At 66.8% G+C, this 26,322-nt stretch carries 23 protein-coding genes, 1 tRNA gene and 1 pseudogene; 7 read left to right on the plus strand and 18 right to left on the minus strand.

Annotated elements, in window-relative coordinates; all coding sequences use genetic code 11:
• Positions 1 to 13: 13 nt before the first annotated feature.
• The 7 genes from EOW66_RS03740 to EOW66_RS03775 all read right to left on the minus strand — a co-directional run bounded on the left by EOW66_RS03740 (position 14) and on the right by EOW66_RS03775 (position 8,458).
• On the minus strand, positions 14 to 796 hold the full coding sequence (locus EOW66_RS03740; protein WP_128154957.1) for a DNA alkylation repair protein: 783 nt from the start codon (positions 794 to 796) through the stop codon (positions 14 to 16).
• Positions 793 to 1,296, minus strand: a complete 504-nt coding sequence (locus EOW66_RS20795; RefSeq protein WP_275402034.1) for a MarR family winged helix-turn-helix transcriptional regulator — start codon at positions 1,294 to 1,296, stop codon at positions 793 to 795. Before EOW66_RS20795 ends, EOW66_RS03740 begins: the two co-directional genes overlap by 4 nt.
• Before the next feature lie 533 nt (positions 1,297 to 1,829).
• Positions 1,830 to 2,009, minus strand: coding sequence for a hypothetical protein (locus tag EOW66_RS03755; RefSeq protein WP_128154961.1), 180 nt, complete (start codon positions 2,007 to 2,009; stop codon positions 1,830 to 1,832).
• A complete protein-coding gene (locus EOW66_RS03760) occupies positions 2,006 to 2,569 on the minus strand; it encodes a hypothetical protein (protein ID WP_128154963.1) in 564 nt (187 codons plus the stop codon). The genes EOW66_RS03755 and EOW66_RS03760 overlap by 4 nt, the downstream gene beginning before the upstream one ends.
• Positions 2,570 to 3,563: 994 nt before the next feature.
• Positions 3,564 to 4,676 carry an ABC transporter permease gene (locus tag EOW66_RS03765; protein WP_128154964.1) on the minus strand — a complete coding sequence of 371 codons (1,113 nt, stop codon included), beginning with the start codon at positions 4,674 to 4,676 and terminating at the stop codon, positions 3,564 to 3,566.
• Entirely contained in the window at positions 4,677 to 7,391 is a 2,715-nt protein-coding gene (gene rbbA, locus EOW66_RS03770) for a ribosome-associated ATPase/putative transporter RbbA (RefSeq protein ID WP_128154966.1), read from the minus strand. It abuts the gene before it with no gap.
• Positions 7,388 to 8,458: an HlyD family secretion protein gene (locus EOW66_RS03775; RefSeq protein WP_239017486.1), complete on the minus strand. Its 1,071-nt coding sequence runs from the start codon at positions 8,456 to 8,458 to the stop codon at positions 7,388 to 7,390. Before EOW66_RS03775 ends, rbbA begins: the two co-directional genes overlap by 4 nt.
• A gap of 110 nt (positions 8,459 to 8,568) precedes the next feature.
• Between EOW66_RS03775 and EOW66_RS03780 the strand changes: the two genes are divergently transcribed.
• Positions 8,569 to 9,132 carry a TetR/AcrR family transcriptional regulator gene (locus EOW66_RS03780; protein ID WP_164881020.1) on the plus strand — a complete coding sequence of 188 codons (564 nt, stop codon included), beginning with the start codon at positions 8,569 to 8,571 and terminating at the stop codon, positions 9,130 to 9,132.
• Between the two features lie 247 nt (positions 9,133 to 9,379).
• Here the strand turns inward: EOW66_RS03780 and EOW66_RS03785 are convergent.
• The 6 genes and pseudogenes from EOW66_RS03785 to EOW66_RS03810 form a co-directional block, all read right to left on the minus strand.
• A pseudogene (locus tag EOW66_RS03785) lies at positions 9,380 to 10,288 on the minus strand (IS5 family transposase).
• A 200-nt stretch (positions 10,289 to 10,488) separates the two neighbouring features.
• Positions 10,489 to 11,556, minus strand: coding sequence for a glycoside hydrolase family 3 protein (locus EOW66_RS03790; protein ID WP_164881021.1), 1,068 nt, complete (start codon positions 11,554 to 11,556; stop codon positions 10,489 to 10,491).
• A 178-nt stretch (positions 11,557 to 11,734) separates the two neighbouring features.
• Complete coding sequence (locus EOW66_RS03795; RefSeq protein WP_128154971.1) at positions 11,735 to 15,565, minus strand: amino acid adenylation domain-containing protein; 3,831 nt, start codon at positions 15,563 to 15,565, stop codon at positions 11,735 to 11,737.
• The gene (locus EOW66_RS03800) at positions 15,558 to 16,121 is read right to left on the minus strand and encodes a YdcF family protein (RefSeq protein ID WP_128154973.1); all 564 of its coding nucleotides are present in this window, start codon (positions 16,119 to 16,121) and stop codon (positions 15,558 to 15,560) included. Before EOW66_RS03800 ends, EOW66_RS03795 begins: the two co-directional genes overlap by 8 nt.
• A 351-nt stretch (positions 16,122 to 16,472) precedes the next feature.
• Positions 16,473 to 16,548, minus strand: a tRNA-Ile gene (locus EOW66_RS03805).
• Positions 16,549 to 16,628: 80 nt separating this feature from the next.
• The gene (locus EOW66_RS03810) at positions 16,629 to 16,877 is read right to left on the minus strand and encodes a hypothetical protein (protein WP_128154975.1); all 249 of its coding nucleotides are present in this window, start codon (positions 16,875 to 16,877) and stop codon (positions 16,629 to 16,631) included.
• Positions 16,878 to 17,100: 223 nt separating this feature from the next.
• Here EOW66_RS03810 and purM point away from each other — a divergent pair, with 223 nt between their 5' ends.
• The 3 genes from purM to rnd all read left to right on the plus strand — a co-directional run bounded on the left by purM (position 17,101) and on the right by rnd (position 20,141).
• The gene (purM, locus tag EOW66_RS03815) at positions 17,101 to 18,147 is read left to right on the plus strand and encodes a phosphoribosylformylglycinamidine cyclo-ligase (RefSeq protein ID WP_128154976.1); all 1,047 of its coding nucleotides are present in this window, start codon (positions 17,101 to 17,103) and stop codon (positions 18,145 to 18,147) included.
• Positions 18,144 to 18,731, plus strand: coding sequence for a phosphoribosylglycinamide formyltransferase (purN, locus tag EOW66_RS03820; RefSeq protein ID WP_128154978.1), 588 nt, complete (start codon positions 18,144 to 18,146; stop codon positions 18,729 to 18,731). The genes purM and purN overlap by 4 nt, the downstream gene beginning before the upstream one ends.
• 252 nt (positions 18,732 to 18,983) lie before the next feature.
• Positions 18,984 to 20,141, plus strand: a complete 1,158-nt coding sequence (gene rnd / locus EOW66_RS03825) for a ribonuclease D (protein ID WP_113901073.1) — start codon at positions 18,984 to 18,986, stop codon at positions 20,139 to 20,141.
• Positions 20,142 to 20,180: 39 nt separating this feature from the next.
• Here the strand turns inward: rnd and hisC are convergent, their stop codons facing one another.
• Both hisC and EOW66_RS20295 read right to left on the minus strand, forming a co-directional pair.
• A complete protein-coding gene (gene hisC, locus EOW66_RS03830; protein ID WP_128154980.1) occupies positions 20,181 to 21,242 on the minus strand; it encodes a histidinol-phosphate transaminase in 1,062 nt (353 codons plus the stop codon).
• Between the two features lie 77 nt (positions 21,243 to 21,319).
• A complete protein-coding gene (locus tag EOW66_RS20295; RefSeq protein WP_164881022.1) occupies positions 21,320 to 21,814 on the minus strand; it encodes a hypothetical protein in 495 nt (164 codons plus the stop codon).
• Between the two features lie 137 nt (positions 21,815 to 21,951).
• Between EOW66_RS20295 and EOW66_RS03845 the strand changes: the two genes are divergently transcribed.
• The gene (locus tag EOW66_RS03845) at positions 21,952 to 22,380 is read left to right on the plus strand and encodes a SufE family protein (RefSeq protein WP_128154985.1); all 429 of its coding nucleotides are present in this window, start codon (positions 21,952 to 21,954) and stop codon (positions 22,378 to 22,380) included.
• A 63-nt stretch (positions 22,381 to 22,443) separates the two neighbouring features.
• Here EOW66_RS03845 and EOW66_RS03850 read toward each other — a convergent pair whose 3' ends face one another.
• On the minus strand, positions 22,444 to 23,067 hold the full coding sequence (locus EOW66_RS03850; protein ID WP_113901069.1) for a J domain-containing protein: 624 nt from the start codon (positions 23,065 to 23,067) through the stop codon (positions 22,444 to 22,446).
• A gap of 133 nt (positions 23,068 to 23,200) precedes the next feature.
• On the opposite strand from EOW66_RS03850, the gene EOW66_RS03855 reads away from it, so the two are divergent.
• Positions 23,201 to 23,503, plus strand: coding sequence for a BolA family protein (locus EOW66_RS03855; protein WP_338054811.1), 303 nt, complete (start codon positions 23,201 to 23,203; stop codon positions 23,501 to 23,503).
• Here the strand turns inward: EOW66_RS03855 and EOW66_RS03860 are convergent.
• Positions 23,446 to 23,814 carry a DUF4177 domain-containing protein gene (locus EOW66_RS03860; protein WP_128154989.1) on the minus strand — a complete coding sequence of 123 codons (369 nt, stop codon included), beginning with the start codon at positions 23,812 to 23,814 and terminating at the stop codon, positions 23,446 to 23,448. The two genes, EOW66_RS03855 and EOW66_RS03860, sit on opposite strands and share 58 nt — an antisense overlap.
• Before the next feature lie 244 nt (positions 23,815 to 24,058).
• On the opposite strand from EOW66_RS03860, the gene EOW66_RS03865 reads away from it, so the two are divergent.
• Positions 24,059 to 24,601 (plus strand): flavin reductase family protein, encoded by a 543-nt coding sequence (locus EOW66_RS03865; RefSeq protein WP_128154991.1) that lies wholly within the window; start codon positions 24,059 to 24,061, stop codon positions 24,599 to 24,601.
• 51 nt (positions 24,602 to 24,652) lie between these two features.
• On the opposite strand, the gene gatB is transcribed toward EOW66_RS03865, so the two are convergent.
• On the minus strand, positions 24,653 to 26,170 hold the full coding sequence (gatB, locus tag EOW66_RS03870) for an Asp-tRNA(Asn)/Glu-tRNA(Gln) amidotransferase subunit GatB (protein WP_128154992.1): 1,518 nt from the start codon (positions 26,168 to 26,170) through the stop codon (positions 24,653 to 24,655).
• Between the last annotated feature and the right edge of the window lie 152 nt (positions 26,171 to 26,322).

The raw sequence follows: 26,322 nt of genomic DNA on the forward strand, positions 1-26,322 counted from the left end.
AAACGCATCCTGATCAGTGTTGGAAAGCGGGAGGGATCGACCGAAGGGCGCGCTTGCAGATGCGCGCGGTTGCGGGTGTCGGGCTTTCGGCAGACCAGCGGGCGCAGAGCGCCTGCACCCAATCGGGGTGATCCTTGCCGGCATCGTTCAGCCAGTTGCCCACCGAATCCTGCACATAGCCGGAGGGGTCCGCACGAAGCGGTTCGAGAATCGCAAGTCCGGGCTGCGGCTCTGCCTTGAGTGCCGCGATATGCGGGCACCACACGCCGCGCGGACGGATCGCTTCCGAGGCGAAACGCCGAATGCGCTCCGACGGGGCGGCGGTCCAGTCGGCCAGAATGGCGATGGCGCCTTCGAGGTCAGCGACAAGATGCGGCCGGACAGCCATCCAGGACCATTCCCGGACACCGAAATGCCGGTCATCGGCATAGGGCCGGATGGCTGCGAGCCGGTCGCGCAGGGGCATGCTGGCCGCACCGATCATAAAGCAGGCCCAGCCGCGCGCGGTATCCGATTGGTGCCGCCCAAGCCGGTCGAGTGCGGTGTCGCCAAGCTCCCGCCGGATCAGTCGCGCGGCAAGCGACATGCGCCCGGATATGCCTGTTGCTGCGCCACGCTCCATTTCGGCCAGGGCGTCCGTGCCGATTTCCGGCAGGGCATTGCGCAAGAGTATCGCGAAATCGACCGCCAGACATTCGGTCAGTGTCGCGGCCTCAGCCGTTCCGGCGTTGAGACGGGCGAGGCGATCCGGGGCAATATCCTTGATGCCGCGCCCCCGGGGCTTCGCGCCGCTCATGCGCGCGCATCCGTGTCCTGGCCGACCGGCTGCCTGCGGGGGCCCAGATTTCGCCAGATACGTTCCAACAGGTCATTCAGCGTCTTGCGTTCGTTTGCGGTAAAGCCTTCAAACAGGGACGCGACCCATTCGGTATGCTCGTTGAACAGATCACGCGCCATCTTCTGGCCAGCTTCGGTCAATGCGACGGCGATCTTGCGCCGGTCTTCGAGGCCGCCGCGCCGGGCGATAAACCCGTCACGTTCGAGGCCGTCGAGAAGCCCGGTGATCGTCGCCCGGGTCACGCCCGCACGTTCGGCCAGTTCATGCGGCGACAGCCCGTCTGGCTTGTCGCACAGAAGAAACAGCAGAACGAACTTGCCTTCGGAAAGGCGATGCCGCGCTAGCCGGATGGCACAATCGCGATCAATCGCGCCAGTCAATGCCAACAGTTCGAAGCACGCGCGGATGTTGTCCGTCGGCGCGATAGCCCGACGTTCAGCCTCCTCCAGCAACGCCATGTGTTTTTGCTCAAGCTCTTTTTTCATAAGGTGCCGAATAATATGGCGCCTAACTATTGTCAACCATTCTGACCGGCACTGGCGCAAACTCAGGGCCCTGTTGCATCGGCCCTGGCCCGCCACCTGCCCTGGAGAAAGCATTCTGCCGAGCCCGTTGCATCCGGATTTTCCCGTTCTGGTCGAGGGGCATGCGGGGGAGGGGGCATGAACAAACCCAAGCCCGCCCGATACCGCATGACGAACTGGTCCGCCTCCAGCGATGCCCTCGGGAAGCGCGGGGCGCTGCGGATCTCTCTATCCGCTGCGGCCTCTTCGGCCATACCGTTCCGCGCGAATGCTACGGCGACGGTGCGTCTTTCGAAATGCAGTGCGACCTGCTGCTGCTGATCGCGCCCTGGGAGCTCGGCGGGCGCATCATCGGAGGAATGCCGGGCCGGGCCGACGCCATATGGTTCGACATCGCAATCGTATTCCGGGAATAGCCCGATGCTGCGATCCGCACCTTTCCGCCGCGAGATCAGCAAGGCCTCCCGTCACTTTCCCTTCCTGATGTGCAGGAAGTGGAGCCCGAGGCCGAAGACCATCCAGAACAGCGCCGCCCCATAGCTCTCTGCGATGGCGTCCGCTGGAAGCCGCACCCCGTACACCAGAGGCACGACCATTGCCATGATGCCGAGAAGCGCCCCAAGATAGAACAGGAACGTGCCCATCATTCCCGATCCCCCCAGCTGATCTCGAGCCAGACGTCGGCGAATTGACGGTCTTCGCTGCGGGTGTTGAGCCGATAGCCCGCGCCCACAACAGCCTCATGGACACCAGCCACATTGAATTCGGCTGAGGAACCTCTGACGGTGACCAAATTTCCCGGAACGCGGGTGCTCTTTGTGCCGGGGCGCGCCTCCTGCCCGATGATCGCGCTCAGGTCCGCCAGAACGGCGGGCGCCCGGAGCGCCGGATCAGGGGCGCGCGCTTTCCCGGCTGTGATCAGATCGGTGAAGCCCTCGATTTTATCGGTCATCGTCGTTCTCTCCTGAGGTCGCGGGCCGGCACCGGTCGTGTTCGTCCGCGTGGCACGGGTCTTTCCAGCCTTCTGCTGGCCCCGTTCCCGGCGCATCAGCGCATCGATCATCGCGGCATGGACACCGACCGGCCCCCGGAAGCTGGCGCTCCGGTTGCAGTTTCCCTCGCCCTTTCCGGCATGGAGGACGGCCCATGCCCACGGCTGGCGGATCGACTGCACCTTGAATGGGAGGTCCGGATATGAACGGATCATGCCGCGCTTCCGATCTCCGCCAAGCGTTCGGTGTCAACGTCATCGCGCCACTTCGCGGTGCGCCAGCCCTGCTTGTAGAGGTCATCGGGCGCGTCGACCTCACCCTTCGGCGGTATGTGGTGCGGGTTTTCGTACTGCGTTCCAACTCGGACATCGGTCTGACCTTGCGGAAATGGACGGAGAAGAGAGGGGCGGGAGAGCCCCGAGTTTCGCGGAGGCCTTCTTTGCCAGTTTGAGGCAAGGAGGCGATGAAGGGCATTGCGGCCTGGCTGCGGCGCGCGCCACGGCGTGCTCTTCTCCGGCCAGATCGGCAGTGCCCCGCGGTTTCGTCGCGGTATTGCTGGATTTCCGGATCGCGGCGCGGACGGGCTCATCCCGGCCTCTGCAGTGCATGGCTCCGGGCTCTGAGACGTGCCGGGGAAACCGCCGCCCCAGCGCCGAGACGATGCGCGCAGACCTGTGATAATGCGTTGGAAAACAAGAAGTCAACAATTGTTGACATTCGGCATTGCTGCTGTATCTTTCTTCGTGCTGCGACGGGCGTGATGGAGCGCAGATCTCCGTCAGAGGGCGCGACCACGCCCGCCGCGGCGGCCTCCCCCGAGGCAAGCATCCCCCCCCTGCCGATCCGGTCTCCATGCCGGGTCGGCCTTTTGACGGGGGGCTCGCCGCGATCACGGCCAGCCATGGTCCTGTCCTCCTTGGGGGCGGGGGCGCCGGGCTCCATGTTGTCAGCCGGTTGGCATCGCGGTGCCCCGACGGCACCGTGGCCGACGATCCGTGCGCGCGGGCATTTCTCGATGGGGGCGGGGAGCAAGGACGCCATCTGTGCGACCCGGCTCCGCTGGCCGTTCGGGGCCGCAGGCATACGGGGGCCGGGCAGTCCCTGCCGGCCGCGGCGGTGCGGGCGGCACGCGCATGTCGGCGCGGCGGGGTCTGGGCGGCACGCGCATGTCGACGCAGGCAAGCTGCGCGGGGACGAGGGGCCTGCGCCTCACTGCAGGAATCTCCGGAACCGCCCGAGTGCCAGCCAGAACAGCACTGCACCGATCGCCGCGAGCGCGGCGAACTGCGGCCAGACCACCGCAAACCCGGCGCCGCGGAACAGGATTGACTGCGACAACATGATGAAATGCGTCGTCGGCGCCAGAAGCATGATGTTCTGGATCAGCTCGGGCATGCTTTCGCGCGGCGTCAGACCGCCCGACAGCACCTGCAGCGGCAGCATGACCAGCATCATCAGCAGGCCGAACTGCGGCATCGAGCCGGCAGCGGTGGCGAGAAAGATGCCGAGCGCCGTCATCGCGAAGAGCATCAGCACCGCCCCCGCCATGAACAGCCCGACCGAACCGAGGATCGGCACCGCCAGCAGCCCCTGCACCACGAAGGCAATCGCCAGACCGGAGGCGATCAGCACCACGAACCCCATCGACCAGACCTTGGAGAGCATGATCTCGGCCGCGGTGATCGGCATCACCAGCAGATGCTCGATCGTGCCATGTTCCTTCTCGCGGATCAGCGCGGCGCCGGTGAGCACGATCGACAGCATCATGATCGCCTGCACGACGTTGTTGATCGCACCGAACCAGACCGGATCGAGGTTCTGGTTATAGCGCGCCCGCAGCGTCAGGCCGACCTGCAGGCTGCCGGCCGCGCGGTAACGCGCGACATATTCGGAAACCTCGCTGGTCACGATCTGCTGGATGTAGCTGTTGCCGGTGAAGGCCTGGCTCATCCGCGTGGCATCGACGTTGAGCTGGATCGCGGGGACCTTGCCCGCCAGAACGTCGCGTTCGAAATCGGGCGGGATGTCAAGGGCGAAGGTGTCGAGCCCGGCATCCATCCGGCGGTCCATCTCCGAGGTGGTGATCCGGTTCGGGGGCACGAAATAGGGGGGGTAGAAGGCGTCGAAGATCCGTCCCGAGAGATGCGAACGGTCCTCGTCCACGATCGAGATCGCCGCGCTCGACAACGCATCCGGCATCGCCTTCGAGGAGGAATAGATCGACAGCGAGAAGGAATAGACGATCAGCACCAGCATGACCGGATCGCGCAGCAGGCCGCGCAACTCCTTCACCCCGAGCTGCCAGACATTGCGCAGGTCCATTCACCGCTCCTGTTTGCGCAGGAAGGCGGCGGCAAGGCCGATCAACACCGGCACAGCGACGGTGAGCATCACCAGCGCCTGGGTCAGATCTCCGATCCCCAACCCCTTGGAGAAGGTGCCCCGCGCGGCGACGATGAACCAGGTCGTCGGATAGAGTTCGCCGATGATCCGGCCGGCGCCACTCAGTGCCGAGACCGGGTCGATGAGACCCGAATATTGCGCGCCGGGAATGATGGTGAAGAGCGCGGTGGCGAACAGGGCCGCCACCTGGCTCGAGATGAACACCGAAACCAACAGGCCGATCGCCGTGGTGCTCAGCACGTACAGGAAGGCCGCAAGCGTCAGCGACAGCAGGCTGCCGTGGAACGGCACGCCGAACAGGATCACCGACATCGCCATCAGCAGAGCGAAATTCAGCATCCCCAGAAAGACATAGGGAAGCTGCTTGCCCAGCAGGAATTCGAGCTGCGTCACCGGCGTGACATAGAAATTGGTGATCGAGCCGAGTTCCTTCTCGCGCGCGACGCTCAGCGTCGTCAGCATCGCCGGGATGATCAGCAGCAGAAGCGGCATCACCGCGGGGACGATGGCGACGATGCTCTTGATGTCGGGATTGTAGCGGTAGCGGGTGACCAGTTCGAAATTGCCCTGCACCGCCGCGTCGCCGTAAAGCACGCGCGCCTGACGGGTAAGCCATGCCGCGTGGATGCCCTGCACATAGCCCACCACGGTATTGGCCCGTGTCGGGTTGGCGCCGTCGATCCAGGCCCCAACCTCGACGTCGCGCCCGCGCGCAATGTTCTCGGCGAAATGTGGCGGGATCTCGATCGCCAGGCTGAGCTCGCCACTGCGCATCCGCGCATCCATTTCGTCGTAACTGGTGAGCGGTGGCTGTTCGGCGAAATAGCGCGAACCGGAGATGTCGAGGATGTAGTCGCGGCTGGTGTTGGTCTGGTCACGGTCGAGGACGGCGAAATTGAGGTTCTCGATATCCATGTTGATGCCGTAGCCGATGACGAACATCAGCAGAACCGAGCCGAGCAGCGCCATGGTCAGCCGGATCGGGTCGCGCCGCAGCTGCAACGATTCCAGCCGCGAATAGCTGAGCAGGCGGCGCAGGCTGAAGCTGCGCACGGGCGGAACCGACGTCGTTTCGGGGGCGGCGACGGGCGCGGGGGCTGCCGCGCTCTCCCCCATCGCCTCAACGAGATAGGCGATGAAGGCCTCCTCCAGCGTCGCCGCCCCTCTTGAGGCGGTGATCGCCTGTGCCGTGTCGCTCACCAGCACGCGCCCGGCGTGCATCAGCGAGATCCGGTCGCACAGCGCCGCCTCGTTCATGAAATGGGTCGAGATGAAGATCGTCACACCGTCCTGCCGCGACAGCGCGCCGAGGATCTGCCAAAAGCTGTCGCGCGCAACCGGATCGACGCCCGAGGTGGGTTCGTCGAGGATCAGGATCTCGGGTCCGTGGATCATCGCCACCGCGAGCGAGAGCCGCTGGCGGATGCCAAGCGGCAGCGCCCCGGGCAAGGTGTCGGCCTCCTCCGCAAGTCCGAAACGCGCGATCATCTCCTCCACCCGCGCCGGGATGCGCTCCGGGGCGAGCTTGAACAGCCGGGCGTGGAGGTCGAGGTTCTGCCGGCAGGTCAGTTCGCCATAGAGCGAAAAGGCCTGGCTCATGAAGCCCACGCGGCGGCGCACGGCCATGTCGGTCGGATCGACCTCTTGGCCGAACAGTCTGGCGCGCCCCTCCGTTGGTTGCAGAAGGCCGGTGAGCATCTTCATCGTGGTGGTCTTGCCGCAGCCGTTCGAGCCGAGAAAGCCGAAGATCTCGCCTTTCTCGATGCGGAAGCTGACGTCGTCGACCGCGGTGAATTCGCCGAACCGCATGGCCAGATGATCGGCCTCGATCGCGATCTCGCCGGTCGTCGCGCGCGGCGGAATGGTGACGCGGCTGTGCCCGGCCTTCGCGGCCTCGGGCAGCATCGCGATGAAGGCGTCGTCCAGAGTGTCGGCACCGGTGCGCGCCAGAAGCTCGGCCGGGGCGCCGGTCGCCAGCACCGCCCCCGCATTCATCGCCACCAGCCAGTCGAAATTCGCCGCCTCTTCCATGTAGGCGGTGGCGACGATCACGCTCATCGCCGGGCGGGTCGCGCGGATGGCGTCGATCAGGTCCCAGAACTGGCGCCGCGACAGCGGGTCGACGCCGGTCGTCGGTTCGTCGAGGATCAGCAGGTCGGGGTCGTGGATCAGCGCGCAGCACAGGCCGAGCTTCTGCTTCATCCCGCCCGAAAGTTTCGCCGCCGGCCGGTCGCGGAAGGCCGACATGCCGGTGGCGGCCAGCAGGCCGGAGATCCGCTGCTCGCGTTCGGCGGCGTCCTGGCCGAACAGGCGGCCGAAGAAATCGAGGTTCTCCTGCACCGACAGCGTCGGATAGAGGTTCCGCCCGAGGCCCTGCGGCATATAGGCGGTGCGCGGGCAGATCCGGCCGCGGTGGCCCTTGTCGGCCATGTCGCCGCCCAGAACGCTGACGCTCCCCTGCTGGATTTGCCGCGCCCCGGCAAGCAGCGACAGCAGGCTCGACTTGCCGACCCCGTCGGGGCCGATCAGCCCGACCATCCGGCCGGCGGGAATGTCGAGTGTCACGCCGTCGAGCGCCGTCACCGCGCCGTAGCGCAGTGTCAGCCCCGCGACCGAGGCGACCGGGGCGCTCATTTCACCACATTCGCGAGCGAGGCGGGCCAGTCCACCGACGGGTCAAGCCGGACATAGGCCATGCCCGGCAGGCCGGTCTTCACATAGTCGATGTATTCGCGCAGCAGCGCCGGATCGATCCGGGCGCGGACCCGGAACATCAGCTTCTCGCGTTCCTCGGCGGTCTCGACCGTCTTCGGCGTGAACTGCGCCACATCGGCGACATAGGACACGGTCGCGGGCAGAACCAAATCCGGCGCGGCATCCATCACCAGTCGCACCTCGGACCCTGCGCGCACCTTGCCCGCTTGCGAGGTCGGCAGGAAGAAGGTCATGTAGACATCGCTCAGATCGACGAGGTTGAGCACCCGCCCTCCGGCAGAGACCACCTCGCCCTCCTGCGCCACCAGATATTGCACGCGCCCGTCGCGCGGCGATTCCAGGGTGGCATCATCGAGGGAGGAGGTCACGGAATCGATCGTCGCCTGCGACGCGTCGACCGCTGCCTCGGCGTCGACCACCTGCGCCTTCGCCGAGCCGACCCCGGCCTCGGCGGCGGCCACCGAAGCCTGCGCCGAAGCGAGGCCGGCGCGCGCCTGACGTTCGCTGGCACGGTCGTCGTCCAGCGTCTGTTGCGACAGCGTGCTGTTCTTGACCAGTTGTTCCGAGCGGTTCAGTCGCAGAACCGCGGCATCAAGCACCGACTGCGCCTGGTCGACCTGGGCGACGGTCGCGCGCCGTTGCGCCTCGGCCTGAGCGACCAGGGCCACCGCCGTGTCCACGCCGATCCGGGCCCGGCGCAGCTGTGCCTCGGCCTGCCGCTTCTGCGCCAGAAGCTGGACCACATCCATCTGCACCAGCACGTCGTCGCGGTGCACGAAATCGCCCTCGCGCACCTTGATCGCGGCGATCTTGCCGCTGGAGAGCGCGGCGATGTCGACCTCGGTCGCCTCGATCCGGCCGTTGCCAGAGGCGATCCCGGCGGGCAGGGAGGGCGTTCTTAACGTTTGCCAGCCATACCAGCCCGCCCCGCAGGCGGCGACAGCCAGCGTCGCCCAGATCCATTTCCTGTCGAGCTTCATCATCATGCGCAACTCTGTTAATGCGGTGGCTGAAAAATCCACAGCTGGGACCATAAGGGCGCGGCGGCCCTTGTCAACTGATGTTGACTTGCGGGATCGTGAAAAGGAGAGGACAGATGGAGATGAAACCGGGGCACGACGAACGTCCCGCGCGGCAGCGAATCCTCGACGTGGCGATCTTGCGGTTTTCGTGCCAGCCATTCTCGGAGGTCAGCCTGCGCGACATTGCCGGGGATGCGCAGGTCGACGTGGCCTATGTGCACCGCACCTTCGGCTCCAAGGTTGGCCTGTTTCGCCAGGCGCTGGATGCGCAGTTCGACTTCGACGCGATCTTCGCCGAGCCGGTCACCCGCGAAGGGGTGATCCGCCGCCTGTGCGACCAGATCACCAAGGAAAGCCCGCGCACCAGCGACGAGGCAGGGCCGATTGACATGATCCTGCGCTCCTGCACCAGTGCCGAGACCCGCGACATCCTGCGCGAGGTCAGCACCGAGCGGTTTCTTGACCGGATGATCGCCAAGTTCGGGAGCGAGAGCGCGATGCCGGTCATGCTCGCCATCAGCCTGCTGTTCGGCACGGTGATCCAGCGCAACGCACTCGGGATCGAGCGGCTCGCTTCGACCCCCGATGACGAGCTGCGCAATGCCGTCCATGATGCGATGATGCGGCTCATCGCCTGACCATCGGGCGGCGGGCTTGCGTCACTTCTCCGGTCCCGGAACCGCTCGCGGGTGCCGCCGTCATCCGGAGCCGCTGGCGCAACTGTCACGAGCCGCCCCGTGACGGTGAGGGCAGGCCGCCTCGCGCAGATTTCCGGGGGCCGCCGGTGGTTGCGGTCCGCGTCCCGGCCGGCAATCGGATGCGCAGCAGCGCGACTTTGTTTCGCAAATCGGAGGAGAGGACGCTCTGCCCCTTTCCCCGTCGGCTTCAGGCAATGGCTTCGATCTCGGCCCTTCCCAAGGCCGAGCAGCGGTTCATGACTGAGCTGGTGAATGCCTCCGGTGCGAGAGAGCCTGCGAAGGATGCGGATCTGGATTTCGGCGGTCTGGCGGTCAGGGTCTCGTGACAGGATCCGTTCGCCAAGGAGTTTGAGGCGGTTCATCTGAGCCTCGAGGCGACTTCGGGCGTGATCGTCGGTCCATGTCTTCCGGATCGATCGCCCCGGACATCGCGTCGCCCGCAGGATCTCGTTTCGCGAGATCGCGGCGGGGCAGTCCGGCTTCCACGCTCGACCATTGCGACGGATCGGTATGATCGGTTCTGCGCCGTGTTCGAGGATCGCCGCATGGCAGCGGCGCGTGTCACAGGTTCCATCGGCAGTGACCGTCTCGATCTCTTCGCCAGCCGGGATCTGCGACAGTAACTCCGGCAGGATCGGGCTGTCGCCCCGTCTGCTCGAGGTGAATTCGACTGCGCGGATGTCGCCTGTGGCCGTGTCCATCGCCAGGTCCACCTGCCGCCATGCGCGCCTGCGCGTCACGCCATGCTTGCGCGAAAGCCACTCTCCATCACCTCGAAAGCGGATCCCGGTGCGGTCGATCAGCAAGTTCAGCGGCTGGTCGGAGCGCCGATACGGGATCAGCACCTGGATCCGAGCCTGACGCCGGCACAGCGTCGAATAGTCGGGCACGGGCCAGTCCAGCCCCGCCAACTCGATCAGGCTCGCCACCAAACCGACGGTCTGACGAAGCGGCAGGCCGAACAGCACTTTCAGCGTCAGGCAGGTCTGGATCGCACTGTCGGAGAAGGTCTCGGGGGGGCGCGCTTGCCACTTCGGTCCGCTTGCCAGGACATTTCCGGATCGAACCAGACGGACAACGATCCTCTCCGCTTCAGGGAGGCGTTATCGGCAGACCCGTTCGTCGTGCGCTAGCGGGTGTTGGCAGGCTTTGACATGCCATCGCATCTAACCATCAGGATTCCCGAGGTGAATCCCTCTCACTGATATGTGCGACAAGCCCATTCCCGTGTCTCAATGGCTCGGACGTCTCGCACCAACGCAAACGCGCTGGATGCTCCCCACGTTGGAGCGCGTGTCAGGCCCTGTCCTGCCAGGCCTGCCGGCGAATCGCACGCACACGCGCGACCGCCGCGGTGATCTGCGCTTCGGTCAGCACCCCTCGGGCGATGGCCTTGCGAACCCAGCGCACCACGCGTTCTGGCAGCAAGGGGTCATAACCAAACAGGTTCTTGATCATAATCAGATCATTTCCAGCCGCGAGCGCCTGCACGACGGCCTCCTCCCGGCTCATAAGATGCCGGATCGCGTCCATATCGACATCATCCGTCATCACCCCCCCCCGGTATCCGAGCTTCTGCCGCAGAAGATCTGTCACGATAGGGGCCGAGACAGTGGCCGGCCGGCCGTCAGGAGCCAAGCGTTCAAGACATAAATGGCCCGTCATCACTATGGCGGGGACGTCGGGCGAGACGAACAGTCGCGAGAAAGGCTCCAGTTCCGCCTCGGTCCAACGCGCAGAAATGTCGACGACCCCGCTGTGGCTGTCACTCGTCGAGCGGCCATGGCCGGGAAAATGCTTGGCCGCGCAAAGAATACCGGCGCTGGCAAAACCGCCGGCAAAGGATTCGGCATAGGCGGCGATGCGTTCGGGATCGGTGCCATAGGAGCGCTTCGGTCGGCCGATCACTGGATTTTCAGGATCGTCGACATCCAGCACGGGACCAAGATTGATGTTGAAACCGAGTGCCGCGAGCTCCCGCCCCGCCTTGGCGTAAAGCTGGCGGGCCGCAGTCGGCGACAGTGTTTCCGCGACCGTCCGGGCGGCGGGCAGCCGCCTGACGCCGTGCGCCGGGGTCAGGCGCTGAACCACGCCGCCTTCATGATCAATGGCGATCAGCGGCTGATTACCGCCGGCGCGGAACAGGCGTATCAGATCGGCTAACTCGTCGATCGTGCCAATGTTCTGATTGACAAAGAACACCCCGCCAACCTGGCCGCGCTGGACCTGCCGCGCCAGAAGCCGCGCCGAGAGGGACCGGGCATTCGCACCATAGAAACCCACGACGAGCAATTCTGCAACCGCAGCCGCAAGCTCGTCGCGCGGTCGGAACAGACCGAACCATGCCGCGGGGTAGCCGAGCATGCCGCGTCCGAAGCCCCGAACCGCACGAACGGCGCGCCAGAGCCGTCGCAAGCTTGTGCGAGGGGCGCTGATCGCGCGGTTCGTAGTCTTGCGCAATTGCTTCAGGGCAGTGGCGATGCGGGGTGCCATGATCAGACCGGATGAGCGCAAACGTGCGCCTGTGTAAGGTGATGTGGATTCACGATGCCCTTCCTCCGTCGCGATGGCGGTCGATGTGGCGGAGGATCGTCGCGGCGAGGGCCTCGACATTCCCCGGCCTGAAATAATGCCCATGCGCCCCGGGGATGATCTCGACATCATGGCCGGCAGGGTAGGCGGTGCGGAACAACTGTTCCGGCGCGGCGATATGGCCATAGGGATTGAGATAGCTGCCCGCGCCGAAGAGAAGCAGGGTAGTGCCCGGATAATGGAAGAAGCGGCCCTGCTCCATGAGGATGGTCAGGGCGACGTTGCGGCCCTGGCGCAGCAGCTCCAGCCCGGCTTCGCGCATCACCAGCCCCCCCTGGCAATTCCCGCCAAGGAACAGCGGGCCGGTCGGGGCGATGGATGTGATCTCGTCGGCATAGAACCGGCCGAGCGCCTTGAGGGTGTCGGCCGTGTATTCGACGGCAAGATGTCCTGAACGCAATCCGAACAGCGACACCGCGTCATCCAGACTTTCGCTCAGCTGCGCAAGCTCGTGGCCTGCCTGAAAGCACCAGAAGAGCTTCGGAAGCGGTCGGTCTGCGCCCAGGCTCCGCACCAGCCCGGCCTTGCCAAGGCGCCGGCCGGGCCATGTTGCGAGATGGGGCAGGATCTTCGCGGCCAGCGCATCCCCGATGTCGGGTGACGACGGGACATGCGGGGCCTCGAGGCGGGCATCCACCATCAGGGCCAGAACCTCGACGGTATCGAAGCCTGCCTCGAACCCGGCATCGAGGGTGATGCCGAAAGCGTCCTCGATCGCGAACAGGAGGTTCGCCATCGACAGAGAGTCGATTCCCGCATCGCGCAGGCTGTCGCGCGTGCCGGCGACGACATCGGTCCCGGCCTCCGTGTCGATCAGCGCCATGAGCTTCGCCTCGGTCGCGGTGGCGGTGGTGCGGGCCTTCGGCGGCTGCGTCAGGTGGGGCGGCACCGGCAGCGCGCGGCGGTCACGCTTGCCATTGGCATTGCGCGGAATCCCCGGAATGGGAAGGAAGACCGCAGGCACCATGTAGGATGGCAGAAGCTGCTTCAGCCGTGCGCGCAGATCGACCGGATCGGGCGCGGGGGCGCCGGCCATCATGACCACATGGGCGATCAGACGATCGGGAGCATGAGCCGAGGAGGCGAGCGAGACGGCCGCGTCACTCACACCGGGCAGGCTGCAAAGGGCGGCCTCGACCTCGCCGGGCTCGATGCGATAGCCGTTGACCTTCAGCTGGCTGTCCATGCGCCCCAGACAGACGAACCCGCCGTCGGCACCGGCCTTTGCCCGGTCGCCGGTCCGGTAGATGCGGGTGGGGCCCCGGCCGGGGAGATCGACCACCGGGAACTGCTGTTCGCTCAGCACAGGCTGGTGCCGATACCCCCTGGCCAGTCCGGGCCCGAAGAGGCAAAGCTCTCCCTCCTGTCCCGGTGCGGCAAGCCGCAGGGGCTCATCCATCAGACAGGCCCCCATATTGTCGATGGGCTTCCCGATGGTGACCGGCTGGCCGGGCGCGCAAATGGCGAACAGGGCTTCGACCGTGGCTTCCGTCGGCCCATAGGCGTTGATGAAGCTGCGGCCTTTCCCCCAGCGCTCGACCAGCGCGGGCGGGCAGGCCTCGCCCGCCACGATCACATGGGTCAGATGCGGATGCTCTGCCTGCGGAATGATCGCCAGCGCCGAAGGCGTCAGCGACAGATGCGTCAGCCGGGCCTGCGCGATGAAGCGGCCGACGGGTGGGCCGGGGACCGCCTGCAAGTCCGTGGGACAGACAAGACAGGCCCCGGCGGCCAGTGTCATGGCCATGTCCCCCACCGAGACATCGAAGCCGAACCCGCTGATCTGCGAGACCCGCGCGCCGGGGGTGATCTGGAAGTGTCGGGACGCCGCGGTCGCGTAATTGGCAAGCGCGCCGCGCGAGATCTCGACCGCCTTGGGCTGTCCGGTCGTCCCGGAGGTGAAGATCATGTAGGCCAGCGCATCCGCCGCGCTTTCCTTCGCCTGCCAAAGGGGGGCAGGCCTGTCGTCATGATCCGGCAGCTGGCCGCAATTGACGAAACCAAGGCCGATGTCAGGCAAGGCAGGGCTTGCGGCGTTCACGACGACCGTCCGCGCGCCGGCGGTTTCCAGCATGTAGCGCAGCCTTTCTTCCGGCAGGGCCGGGTCGAGCGGCACGAAGACGCCGCCAAGCCGGAGAATGGCGAGGAACGCGGTCACACGGTCCACCGTCCGGCCAAGGCAGACGCCCACGCTGTCGCCGGCGCTGACGCCGGCTGCGGCCAGCGCTGAAGCGAGATCATCGGTTCTGAGGACAAGATCCGCGTAGCTGAGGCGGCGGTGCCCCATTTCAACGGCGGGGGCCGTCGGCTGCCGCCTGGCGTGCCCGGCGACAAGGGCCAGCAGATCGGGCGGCAACGCTCGCCTCTCTCCGATCAGGATGCTGGGCGCGGGGGGCGGTGCGGACAGGGGCGCGGGCGGGCGCGAGAGCGCGTCGGCAAGCCGCCGGGCGAGGGCCGCACCGCTGGCTCCCGCCATGACGACAAGCGTGTCATCGTCTCGCAGATCGTCTTGCAACCGCAGCAGCAGCTCTGACATGTCCGAGACGTGTTGGCACGAAATCCCCTCGGTTCGGCAGGCATCGGCCAGCGCGGCATCTCCGTTCCCCGCCTGCACGCTCTCACCGAGCGCCGCCACCGGCAGGATGAAGCTGCGGTCCGCCGCCTTCAGGGCCTGCGCGAAGCGCAAGGCCATGCGCGTGACCCGGCTGTGCAACTGCGGCTCGAGGATCGCGATCAGCCGTCCCTGCGTCGTCTCGCGCAGGACGGCCAGCGCGGCCGCGATCTCGGTCGGGTGATGGGCGAAATCGTCAAAGATGCGCGGCTGGCCTGCCGTGGAAACACGCTGCAACCGCCGCGCGATCCCGCGGAATTCGGCCAGTGCGCCGGCTGCGGTCCGGAAGTCGATGCCAAGGGCCATCGCCATCCCCAGAGCGGCCATCGCATTGAGCAGATTATGGCGCCCCGGAACGGCCAGGGACAGCAGTCCCAGTGCGTTTCCGTGCAGGAAGACGGTGGCGCCTCCCGATCCATCGGGCGCCGCCCGCAACGCATTCCCGTCGCCAAAGCCATATGTCAGGGCCGCACAGCGCGCCTGGCCCAGGGCGTCGACGACAGCCGGATCGTCGCCGCAGACCACCGCCCGGCCCTCGGGCGGCAGCCGCGACAGGAAGGCCGCAAAGGCGCTTCTCAATCCGGTCAGCCCGCCATAGTGATCTGCGTGATCGTCATCGAGGTTGGTCACGATGGCATATGTCGGCTGCCACTGCGCCAAAGCGCCATGGGCTTCGCAGGCTTCGGTCACGAAAGGCGCACCGGGCGCGCCCAGCCGTGCGGGGACAATCTCGGGATCGGCAAAGGATGCCCCCAGCATATAGCCGAAATCGTCTGGTCCCGCAGCGTGCAGGATCTGGACAAGCATCGCCGTCACCGTCGATTTGCCATGGCTGCCCGCCACGCAGATGCTGCGACGCCCGGAGATCAGCTCGGCCAGCATCTGCGCGCGGGTCTTGACGGGAATGCCATCGCGCCGCGCCGCCCGCCGTTCCACATGGGTCTCGGGGATGGCCGGGCTTGCCACGATGCACTCCGCAGCCCGCACGAGGGCGGGATCGGTCCCCGCAAGGACTGCGATCCCCTGTGCCTGCAGCATGGCAAGACGTGCAGGGGCGCAGAGATTGTCGCTGCCGGTGACGGGGTGTCCTGCCTGCTTAAGCAAGAGCGCCAGAGGCAGCATCCCGCTTCCCCCGACCCCGATCAGGTGCAGCTGCGCGGGGTCAGACATCGCCCAGATCTCCCTTGAGGGCATATTCACTGATTTTTCCCAACTCGGCGAATATGCGCTGCCGGCCCTGCGCTGTCTGCCACCAGGTTTCCGCGGACAGATCGCCGGGATCTTCCGGGGGGCGGGCAATCAGTCGCACATCGGCCGGGACATGCCGGCGCAGGGTCATGATCGCGCGGCGCATGTGAAAGGGCTTGGCGCAGACGGCAAGACTGCGGACCTTTGCCCAGCCCAGCTCTTCCTCGATCAGAGCTGCGCCGAAAGCCGCGTTCTCGGCGGTATTGCGGGCGGATTTCTCCAGCATCAGCGCGCTTTCCGCCACGCCCGAGGCAAGCGCGTGATCGCGGTAAAAGGACCATTCCGCCGATCCATCGACAGCAGTGCCAGCGCCCGAGATCAACAGTTTCGGCGCCAGCCCCGCCTTGTAGAGGGCAATCGCCGGGTGGATGCTGCTGATCGTCGGGCTACAGAAAACGAATGCCAGATCCACAGCTTCCGGGCGGCATTTCTTGAACAGGAAGGCGCTGATGGCTGTGCGGCTGTCATATGGATCCATCCCGCGTTCCTCAATTTGTGCTAGCTTTTCAAGGGGCTGACTTTAAGCGATATCCACCTTGGGGCAATCGAAAACGCTTGCTGTAGCGTGGCGTCGATATTGGCCGCCCCTCGACCGCATCTGCGCTGCAAAGGTCCGCTTCCGCCCTTGGCGGCCATCCCGAAGGGGGCGGCCGGCTGGGGCCATCATCAGGCGGAGTGGCGGGCCGGGAACGGCCTGTCTCTGACCGGCGCGGCACTGGCAGTTTGTGGAGGGATAGGGGCGGATTCTCAGGAAAGCGCCCCACGCGCTGGTTTTTCATGGGGGACGTTTCAAGTAAGTATACAATTTTTATTGGGATTTTTTGAGAGCTGGTAGGCCCGGAGGGACTCGAACCCCCAACCAAGGCGTTATGAGCGCCCTGCTCTGACCATTGAGCTACAGGCCCAGCATGGGTTTCCGTCTATCACGGCGACTGCGAGCGTCAAGGAATGCCTGCACCGGGAGGCGCGGATTTGCGGCCGGCGATCAGCTCCGGCACGCCGGCGTGGCGCGATCGAAGACCGAACTGCAGGAGGTGGCGGCCGAATCTCGTGCCGGCCGGCTTGCACCTTCCTCTCGGGGGCCGCCCTGTGTGCCAACGGACCGGTCGGGCGGTGTCGTCTCCTCCCGCACCACGGGGGAGGGCTCGCCCACCGGCGCGGTGACGCCGCCGGCAAGAACCGCGGAGCCGGTGCCGGCGATCACGAGCAGGGTTGCAAAGGCGATGTGTTTCATCCTGTCCTCGAAATGATGCGCGCATGGCGGGGCGGCTTCGAGCTCCCCTGATGCGCTCCTGAAATCCCCGTGACCCTAGCGGCGGCGCGCCTTGCTGCGCAAGGTGGCACGAGGGCTGAGCACGGCGGCGGAGATTGTGCCGCAGGGGCAGGCGGGACGATTGCCCCTGCGCCGCGAACGCGATAAAGGCAGGGCGAAACCTGTCGCGAACCCGGAGCCTGCCATGACCGACACGAAACCCGGCCTGACCTATGCCGATGCAGGGGTGGACATCGATGCGGGCAATGCGCTCGTCGAACGGATCAAGCCGGCGGCGAAACGCACGACCCGGTCGGGCACGATGTCGGGGCTTGGCGGCTTCGGCGCGCTCTTCGATCTGAAGGCCGCGGGCTACAATGACCCGATCCTCGTTGCCGCGACCGATGGGGTCGGCACGAAACTCCGCATCGCCATCGACACCGGCAACGTCGACACGATCGGCATCGACCTGGTCGCGATGTGCGTCAACGACCTCGTCTGCCAGGGTGCCGAGCCGCTGCTGTTCCTCGACTATTTCGCCACCGGCAAGCTCGATGTCGATCAGGCCACCCGGATCATCGAGGGCATCGCCGAGGGCTGTGCGCAGTCGGGCTGCGCGCTCATTGGCGGCGAGACCGCAGAGATGCCCGGCATGTATGCGAAGGACGATTTCGACCTCGCGGGCTTTGCCGTCGGCGCGATGGAGCGCGGCGCGGATCTGCCGGCGGGGGTGAGCGAGGGCGACGTTCTGCTTGGTCTCGGCTCGAACGGCGTGCATTCGAACGGCTACAGCTTCGTGCGCAAGGTGGTCGAGCTTTCGGGCCTCGGCTGGCAGGCAGATTGCCCCTTCGCCGAGGGCAGCCTCGGCGCCGCGCTGCTCGCGCCGACCCGGCTTTACGTCAGGCAGGCCCTCAAGGCGGTGCGGGCGGGCGGCGTGCATGCGCTTGCTCATATCACCGGCGGCGGGCTGACCGAGAACCTGCCGCGCGTGCTGCCCGAGGGGCTGGGCGCGAGCATCGACCTGTCGTCGTGGCAGCTGCCGGGCGTGTTCCGCTGGCTTGCCGAGACCGCGCAGATGGCCGAGCCGGAACTGCTGAAAACCTTCAACTGCGGCATCGGCATGATCGCCGTCGTCGCTGCCGACCGCGCCGCCGAGCTGAAGGCGCTGTTCGAGGCCGAGGGCGAGACGGTCACCGTGATCGGCACCGTCACCACCGGGCAGGGCGTCGCCTACACGGGCGCGCTTCTGTGAAACGCGTCGCGATCCTGATCTCGGGGGGCGGGTCGAACATGCTCCGCCTCGTCGAGACGATGCAGGCCGAGGGCTATGCGGCGCCGGTGCTCGTCGCCTCGAACGACCCGGGGGCTGCGGGGCTCGTGAAGGCCGCGGCGAAGGGGGTGCCGACCGTCGCCGTCGATCACCGCCCCTTCGGCAAGGATCGCGCCGCCTTCGAGGCGGAACTGCTGAAACCGCTGCTGGCGGCCGCGCCCGACGTGCTCTGCCTTGCGGGCTTCATGCGGGTGCTGACGCCCGGCTTCGTCACCCGCTTTGCCGGGCGGATGCTGAACATCCACCCCTCGCTTTTGCCGAAATACCCGGGGCTGCACACCCATCAGCGCGCGCTTGATGCCGGCGACGCCGAGGCCGGCTGCACCGTGCACGAGGTCACCCCGGTGCTCGACGACGGTCCGATCCTTGGTCAGGCGCGGGTGCCGGTGCTGCCGGGCGACGATGCCGAGATGCTGGCCGCGCGGGTGCTGACGATGGAGCATCAGCTTTACCCGGCCGTGCTGCGCCGCTTCGTCGCGGGCGACCGGACGCCGGTTCTGCTCTGACGCACCCGGCCGCAAGCCCGGCGCCTCCGGCGGAGGTATTTTCGGCAAGATGAAAGCCCATCGCCCGGTCCTTTTGCGACCGGGCTTTTTCTTGGCCCAAATCCTCCCGCCGGAGGCTCCCGGCCGCATCGCGGGCCCTGCCGGGGCAGGTATTTGCACCGAAGGCCCCGCAAGCGCCTTTTCTTTCCGCTGACGACTCCCTAAAGGTCGGAAAACAACGGAGTGCGGGATGACCCCGCGGACAGGACGCCGATGCAGACCATCACCACCACCGAAGCCCTCGCCGAATTCTGCGCGAAGGCGAAAGCCCAGCCCTACGTCACCGTCGACACCGAGTTCCTGCGCGAGCGCACCTACTGGTCGAAGCTGTGCCTCGTGCAACTTGCGATCCCGCCGGCCAAGGACGGCGAGGCGGTGCTTGTCGACCCGCTGGCCGAGGGGCTCTCGCTCGAGCCGCTCTATGATCTCTTCCGCCACGAGGCGACGGTGAAGGTCTTTCATGCCGCGCGTCAGGATCTCGAGATCTTCTTCGTCGATGCGGGCCTCTTCCCGAAGCCGCTCTTCGACACCCAGGTCGCCGCGATGGTGTGCGGTTTCGGCGAGCAGGTGGGCTACGAGACGCTGGTGAAGAAGATCGCGCGCCAGGCGCTCGACAAGACCTCGCGCTTCACCGACTGGTCGCGCCGTCCGCTCACCGACGCGCAGAAGGTCTATGCCGTTGCCGACGTCACCCATCTGCGGGTGATCTACGAATTCCTGTCGAAGGAACTGGAGAAGTCGGGGCGCCATGTCTGGGTCGAGGAGGAGGAGGCGATCCTGCTCTCGCCCGACACCTATACCACGCTGCCCGAAGACGCCTGGCAGCGGGTGAAGACCCGCACCACCTCGGGCCGGTTCCTGGCCGTGGTGCGCGAGCTTGCCCGCTTCCGCGAGGGCTATGCGCAGAACAAGAACATCCCGCGCTCGCGCATCTTCAAGGACGACGCGCTGCTCGAGCTCGCCTCGACCCGGCCGACCACGCTTGACGAGCTTGGCAAGTCGCGGCTTCTGCTGCGCGAGGCGCGGCGGGGCGAGATCGCCGAGGGCATCATCACCGCGGTGAAGGCCGCGCTCGAGATGGCGCCGGAGAATTACCCGCATGTTCCCGACGAGCAGCACCAGCTGCAGGTGAACACCGCGCTCGCCGACCTGCTGCGCGTGCTGCTGAAGGCGAAATCCGAGGAGACCGGTGTTGCCGCGAAGCTGATCGCCACCTCGTCGGATCTCGACCGCATTGCCGCGGGCAAGCGCGACGTGCCGGCGCTGACCGGCTGGCGTGCCGATGTCTTCGGCCGCGATGCGCTGCGTCTGGCGAAGGGCGAGATCGGCCTCACCGCCTCGGGCGGGGCGGTGCGCGTCGTCGTGGTGTAAGACCTCGAGGGCCCGGCGCCGACCGGGCCCCCATGCCGCTCAGGCGGCGGTGATCGCGTCGACCTCGGCAAGCAGGCGGTCGCATTCGGCGGCGGTGCCGATCGAGATCCGCAGCCAGTCCCGCGTCCGCCCCTTGGCGAAATGCCGCACCAGGATGCCGCGCACGCGCAGCGCCTGCAGCATCTCGGCCGCGCCGATGCCCGAGGGCGCCGCAAAGACAAAGTTCGCCGCCGAGGGCAGCACCGCAAAGCCGCGGGCCTGAAGCCGCTCGGTCAGCCGGTCGCGATCGGCCATCACCTTGTGCCGCGTCTCGTCGAACCAGGCCGTATCCTCCCAGGCGGCGAGCGCGCCCGCGAGCGCCAGCCGGTCGAGCGGGTAGGAGTTGAAGCTGTCCTTGATCCGCGTGAGCCCCTCGATCAGCGCCGGCTGGCCCACGGCAAAGCCCACCCGCAGCCCGGCGAGGCTGCGCGACTTCGAGAAGGTCTGCACCACCAGCAGGTTGTCGTAGCGCGCGACCAGCGGCACCATGCTGTCGGCGCCGAAATCGACATAGGCCTCGTCGACCAGCACCACGACATCGGGGTTCGCCTGCAGCACCCGCTCGATCGCGGCCACGGGCAGGGCGATGCCGGTCGGCGCGTTCGGATTGGCGATCACGATGCCGGCGCAGGGGCCCGCGAGCGCGTCGACGTCGAGGCTGAAATCGGCGCGAAGCGGCACCTGCCGGAACGGGATGCCGTAGAGCGTGCAATAGGTCGGGTAGAAGCTGTAGGTCACGTCGGGGAAGAGCAGTTCGCCCTTGCCGCGGAAGAAGGCGTGGAAGGCATGGGCCAGCACCTCGTCCGAGCCGTTGCCGGCAAAGACATGATTGGCGCCAAGGCCGAAGCGCGCGCCGATCGCGGTGCGCAGCGCCGCCGCCGTCGGGTCGGGGTAAAGCCGCAGCGCGTCGCCGGTCGCGGCCCCGATCGCCTCGATCGCGCGGGGCGAGGGGCCATAGGGGTTCTCGTTGGTGTTGAGCTTGACGAAGGTGCGGTCCGTCGGCTGCTCGCCCGGCGTGTAGGGAACGAGTGCCGCGACCCCCGGGCTCCAGAACCTGCTCATGCTGTGCCTCCGCTTGTGGCCGTATCGGGCCGCAACCTAGCGCAGGCCCGGCACCGCGACCATGGCGAAATCGGCGCTCAGCGGCTGATCGAGCGCTCGTTCTGCGCGCCGATCACCACGATCTTGTGGGTATCGGCAAGGCGGGTGTTGTTGATGAAGGCCGCCGCCGTCACCGTGCGCGAGCCGGCGTTCATCACCCGCTGCGCAGCCGGCGAGCCGGGTTCGGGCGGGGCGATGACGAAGCGGTAGGTGATGACGCCATCGACCGGGCGGCCGTCGTCATCGGCCTCGAGCGCGGCGCCCCACCACCCTTGCGTCGGCGGCAGGCCGGTGACCGAGACGATCGCGCCGGTGGGGGTGCGCTTGATCTCGAGTGTGCTGACATCGGCCACGAGGGTGCGGTGATCGGCCTTGGCCTTGAGATAGCCCGTCTTCGGTTCGAGCGTCTGCACCTGTTCGGATTTGCCGAACCAGTTCCGCGGATTCACCCGGCTTTCCTTCCAGCCGCCGCAACCGGCGAGCGCGACGGAAAGGGCGAGCGGAAGGACGAGGGCGGGGCGAAGCGGTTTCATGGCGTCTCCGGACTGGTGCGCGCGGCGGGCGTGCGCTTTGCCCTTGGGTAGCCGATCGCGGGGCTTTTGAAAAGCCGCCACTGGACCCTTCCGGCGCGCAGGGGTAGGCAGGGGAAAACCCGTGCAAGGAGGGGACCATGGCCAGCGCCGCCTTCGAGGAGATCGCCGAAACCTTCGACTTCCTGGATGACTGGGAAGACCGCTACCGGCATGTGATCGAGCTGGGCAAGGCGCTGCCGGACATGGACCCGGCGCTGAAAGTGCCGGCGACCAAGGTCGAGGGCTGTGCAAGCCAGGTCTGGCTCTTGCCGCGGATCGCGGGCACCGGCCCCGCCGCGCGTTTCGACTTCGAGGGCGAGTCGGATGCGATGATCGTCGAGGGGCTGATCGCGATCCTGCACGCGCTCTATTCGGGGCTGAGCGTGGCCGAGGTGACGCGGGTCGACGCCAGGGCCGAGCTTGGCCGGCTCGGGCTGAACGAGCATCTGAGCCAGCAGCGCTCGAACGGGCTTGCGGCGATGGTCGAACGGATCCGCAAGCTCGCGGCCGAGGCTGCGGCCGGCTGAGCGGGCAGGGGGCGCCCCCGGCCGATCTGCGGACTGAAAAACGGGGGGGCTGGCCCCCCGTTCTCATTTGAAGTTGCGGCTGTCCTTGAGCTGGTCCCAGGCCCAGACCACCTCCTGCAGCATTTCCTCCTGGCTGCGGTCGCCGCCGTTCATGTCCGGGTGCAGCACCTTGATCAGCGCCTTGTAGCACTTGCGGATCTCGGCCTTGGTCATGCTCTCCTTGGCGTCGAGAATGTCGAGCGCGCGCCGCTCGGTCGGCGGCAGCCGGCGACCGATCACGGTGCGGCCGGGGTTTTGCGTGGCATTCTCGCCCAGCAACTCCTGCGGGTCCGAGATCCCGTGCCGGGCCCAGCCCATCTCCTCCTTCGACCGCCCGAAGGGTTTCGTCGGCCTTTCCCAGACCGTCGCATTCTCGAGGAAGCGCTGGAATTCCTCTTCCGACTGGCCCTGGAAGTAGTTCCAGTTCAGGTTGTACTCGCGCACGTGGTCCTTGCAGAACCAGAAATAGTCGTCGAGCACCTTCGGGCTTTTCGGCGCCCGGTACTGGCCGGGCTCAGTGCAGCCCTCGTGGTCGCATTTGCGCGTCGAGGTCTCGAATGCGCCCGACATCCCGCGCTTGCCCTTGGTCCGACGCTTCTTGTCGGCGGCTGCCGAGATGTTGAAGCCGAAGGGATCGGTCCCGCTCATGTCTGCCTCTTGTCCTTTTCGCATTCCCGCGTGGCGGCCCGCTTGACGGGGCCGGCCGACTCGGGCCACGCAGTCTAAGCAATTTGCCACGAGGCGAAAGGGGCGCAGCACGATGACGGGCGGAAAATCACCGGTGGCCGACGAGATCCGGGCGCGGCTTGCGGCACTCGAACCGAGCCATCTGGAAATCATCGACGAAAGCGCGCGTCACGCCGGCCATTCGGCCGTCGCCGTGGCCGGCGAAAGCCATTTCCGGCTGCGGCTTTGGGTGCCGTCTCTGGCGCAGGCCTCGCGGCTCGCACGGCATCGCGCGGTCCATGCAGCGCTCGGGCCCGGGCTGCTGGCCCGGGTCCATGCGCTGGCAATCGAGTTCGAGGATCAGACCTCTTCTTCCTCGGCCGGGCCGAGTCGCGGCGCCTTGCCCTCGGGCGCATAGACCGAGAGCATCCGCGCACGCCGCTCGGCGGCGCTTTGCGCGGCGAGCGTGGGGGCCTCGCCCAGGATCCCCTCGCCGCGGAACGGGCGACGGAAGACGAGCAGGTTGTGGAACACCGTCGTCTTCGAGGTCAGGCCCGCGCGCTCCTCGGCCGGAAGCGTCTCGGCGCGCCAGTATTCCCAGCCCTCCGCCGCGAGTTCGTTCATCGTGAGGGTGAGCGCGTGGGCGAAACGTTCCGCCCCGGTCTTCAGCCCGCGTTCCTTCTCGCCTCGTTGCGGGGCGGGGATCACCTTGTATTCATAAGCCTGCATGACGCACCTCTTTGCGGGGCCGTTGTTACCGAGTTGTGCGGGACGGTCAAGGAACGAAGGGGTGAGCCGCGAAAAAGCGGGACTGCGGTGCAGTCCCGCCGCGGCGAACGCCCCGACCGGGAAGGGGCAGGGGCGAAAAAGCGGGGCTGCGGGGGCTGGCCCCGCGGAAAGCGGTGGAAAACCCCACTTGCACATTTGCGGCGCCGGCGCTGTGCTGGGGGCAGTATGGCAAGGGAGACCGGTGATGGAAGAGATGCCGCTGGGCAGGGCGTTCACCCTGCTCGAGCCGGGGCCGGTGATCTGGGTGGTGACCGACGACGGGACACGGGCGAATGTGATGACGATCAGCTGGACGATGGTGCTCGACTTCGATGCGCGTTTCGCGATCTGCACCGGGCCCTGGAACAGCTCCTATGCCGCGCTCGAGGAACAGCGTGACTGCGTGATCGCGATTCCGCCGGCCGAGATGATCGACACCGTGCTGGGGGTGGGGACCTGCTCGGGCAAGGTGGTGGACAAGATCGCGCGCTTCGGCCTGCGCACCCAGCCCGCGCGCCACGTCCGCCCGCCGCTCCTTGCCGATTGCATCGCCGCCATCGAATGCCGCGTCGTCGACATCGTCGAGGCGCACAGCATCGTGGTGCTGCAGGGCGTGGCGGCCTGGACCAACCCGGCACTCTCGGGGGCGCGGATGCTGCATGCCGTGGGCGACGGCACCTTCATCGCCGATGGCGAGCGCTTCGACCGGCGCGCGCAGATGGCCTCGAAACTGCCGCCGGGGATCTGAACGGAACAGGGCGCCCGAAGGCGCCCTGACCCCTGTCGCGCGGCCCCGGGATCAGATCCCGAGCTTCTTCGCCACGATTTCCTTCACCGCGGCCGGGTTCGTCTTGCCGCCCGAGGCCTTGATCACCTGTCCGACGAACCAGCCGACCAGCTTCGGATTGGCCTTCGCCTTCTCGACCTCGGCGGGGCTTTCCGCGATGATCTTGTCCACCGCCGCCTCGATCGTGCCAAGGTCGGTGACCTGCTTCATGCCGCGTGCGGTGACGATCTCGGCCGGATCGCCGCCCTCGGTATAGACGATCTCGAACAGATCCTTGGCGATCTTGCCCGAGATGTCGCCCGACTTGATCAGGGTGATGATGCCGCCGAGCTGCGCCGGGCTCATCGGGCTCGCGTCGATGTCCGCGCCGTCCTTCTTCAGCCGGCCGAAGAGCTCGTTGATGACCCAGTTCGCGGCAAGCTTGCCATCGTCGCACACGGCCACGACCGCCTCGAAGTAATCGGCATTCTCGACCTCGGCGGTCAGCACCGAGGCGTCGTATTCGCTCAGGCCCAGCCCCTCGACGAAGCGCGCCTTCTTCTCGTCCGGCAGCTCCGGCATCGCCGCGGCGATGTCGTCGACCCAGGCCTGCTCGATCTCGAGCGGCAGCAGGTCGGGGCAGGGGAAGTAGCGGTAGTCATGCGCCTCTTCCTTCGAGCGCATCGAGCGGGTTTCGTTCTTGTCCGGGTCGTAGAGGCGGGTTTCCTGCACCACCTCGCCGCCATCCTCGAGAATCGCGATCTGGCGGCGCGCCTCAAAGTCGATCGCGGCCTGGATGAAACGCATCGAGTTCATGTTCTTCAGCTCGCAGCGCGTGCCGAGATGCGCGAAATCCTGCGTCGCCTGGTATTTCTCGTATTGCCCCGGGCGGCAGACCGAGACGTTGACGTCGCAGCGCAGGTTGCCGTTTTGCATATTGCCGTCGCAGGTGCCGAGATAGCGCAGGATCTGGCGCAGCTTCACCACATAGGCCGCCGCCTCTTCCGGGCCACGGATGTCGGGGCGCGAGACGATCTCCATCAGCGCGACGCCGGTGCGGTTCAGGTCGACGAAGGACATGGTCGGGTCCATGTCGTGGATCGACTTGCCCGCGTCCTGCTCGAGGTGGATGCGCTCGATGCGCACCTTGCGCGCGATGCCCGGGCCCATGTCGACGACGATCTCGCCCTCGCCCACGATCGGGTGATAGAGCTGGGAGATCTGATAGCCCTGCGGCAGGTCGGGGTAGAAGTAGTTCTTGCGGTCGAAGGCCGAGCGCAGGTTGATCCCCGCCTTCAGGCCAAGCCCGGTCTTCACCGCCTGGGCGATGCAGAACTCGTTGATCACCGGCAGCATGCCGGGCATCGCCGCATCGACGAAGGCGACATGGCTGTTCGGCTCCGCGCCGAAGCCGGTCGAGGCGCCGGAGAAGAGCTTGGCGTTCGAGCTCACCTGCGCATGCACCTCCATCCCGATCACCAGTTCCCAGTCGGCCTTGGCGCCGGCGATGACTTTCGGTTCGGGGGTCTTGTAGCTGAGAAGGTCGAGCATGGTCCGCTTCCGTATCAGGGTCTGTCTCGCGTTCTAGGACGTCGGCGCCGCCGGGGCAAGAACCCGGGGCGTTTCAAGACGGGCGCCGCGCGCAAAGGGGGCGCTGCCCCCTCGGGCTTCGCCCTCACCCCCGGGATATTTGGCGCGATTGG

This window comes from Paenirhodobacter huangdaonensis (genome assembly GCF_004022465.1).
Lineage (GTDB): Bacteria > Pseudomonadota > Alphaproteobacteria > Rhodobacterales > Rhodobacteraceae > Rhodobacter > Rhodobacter huangdaonensis.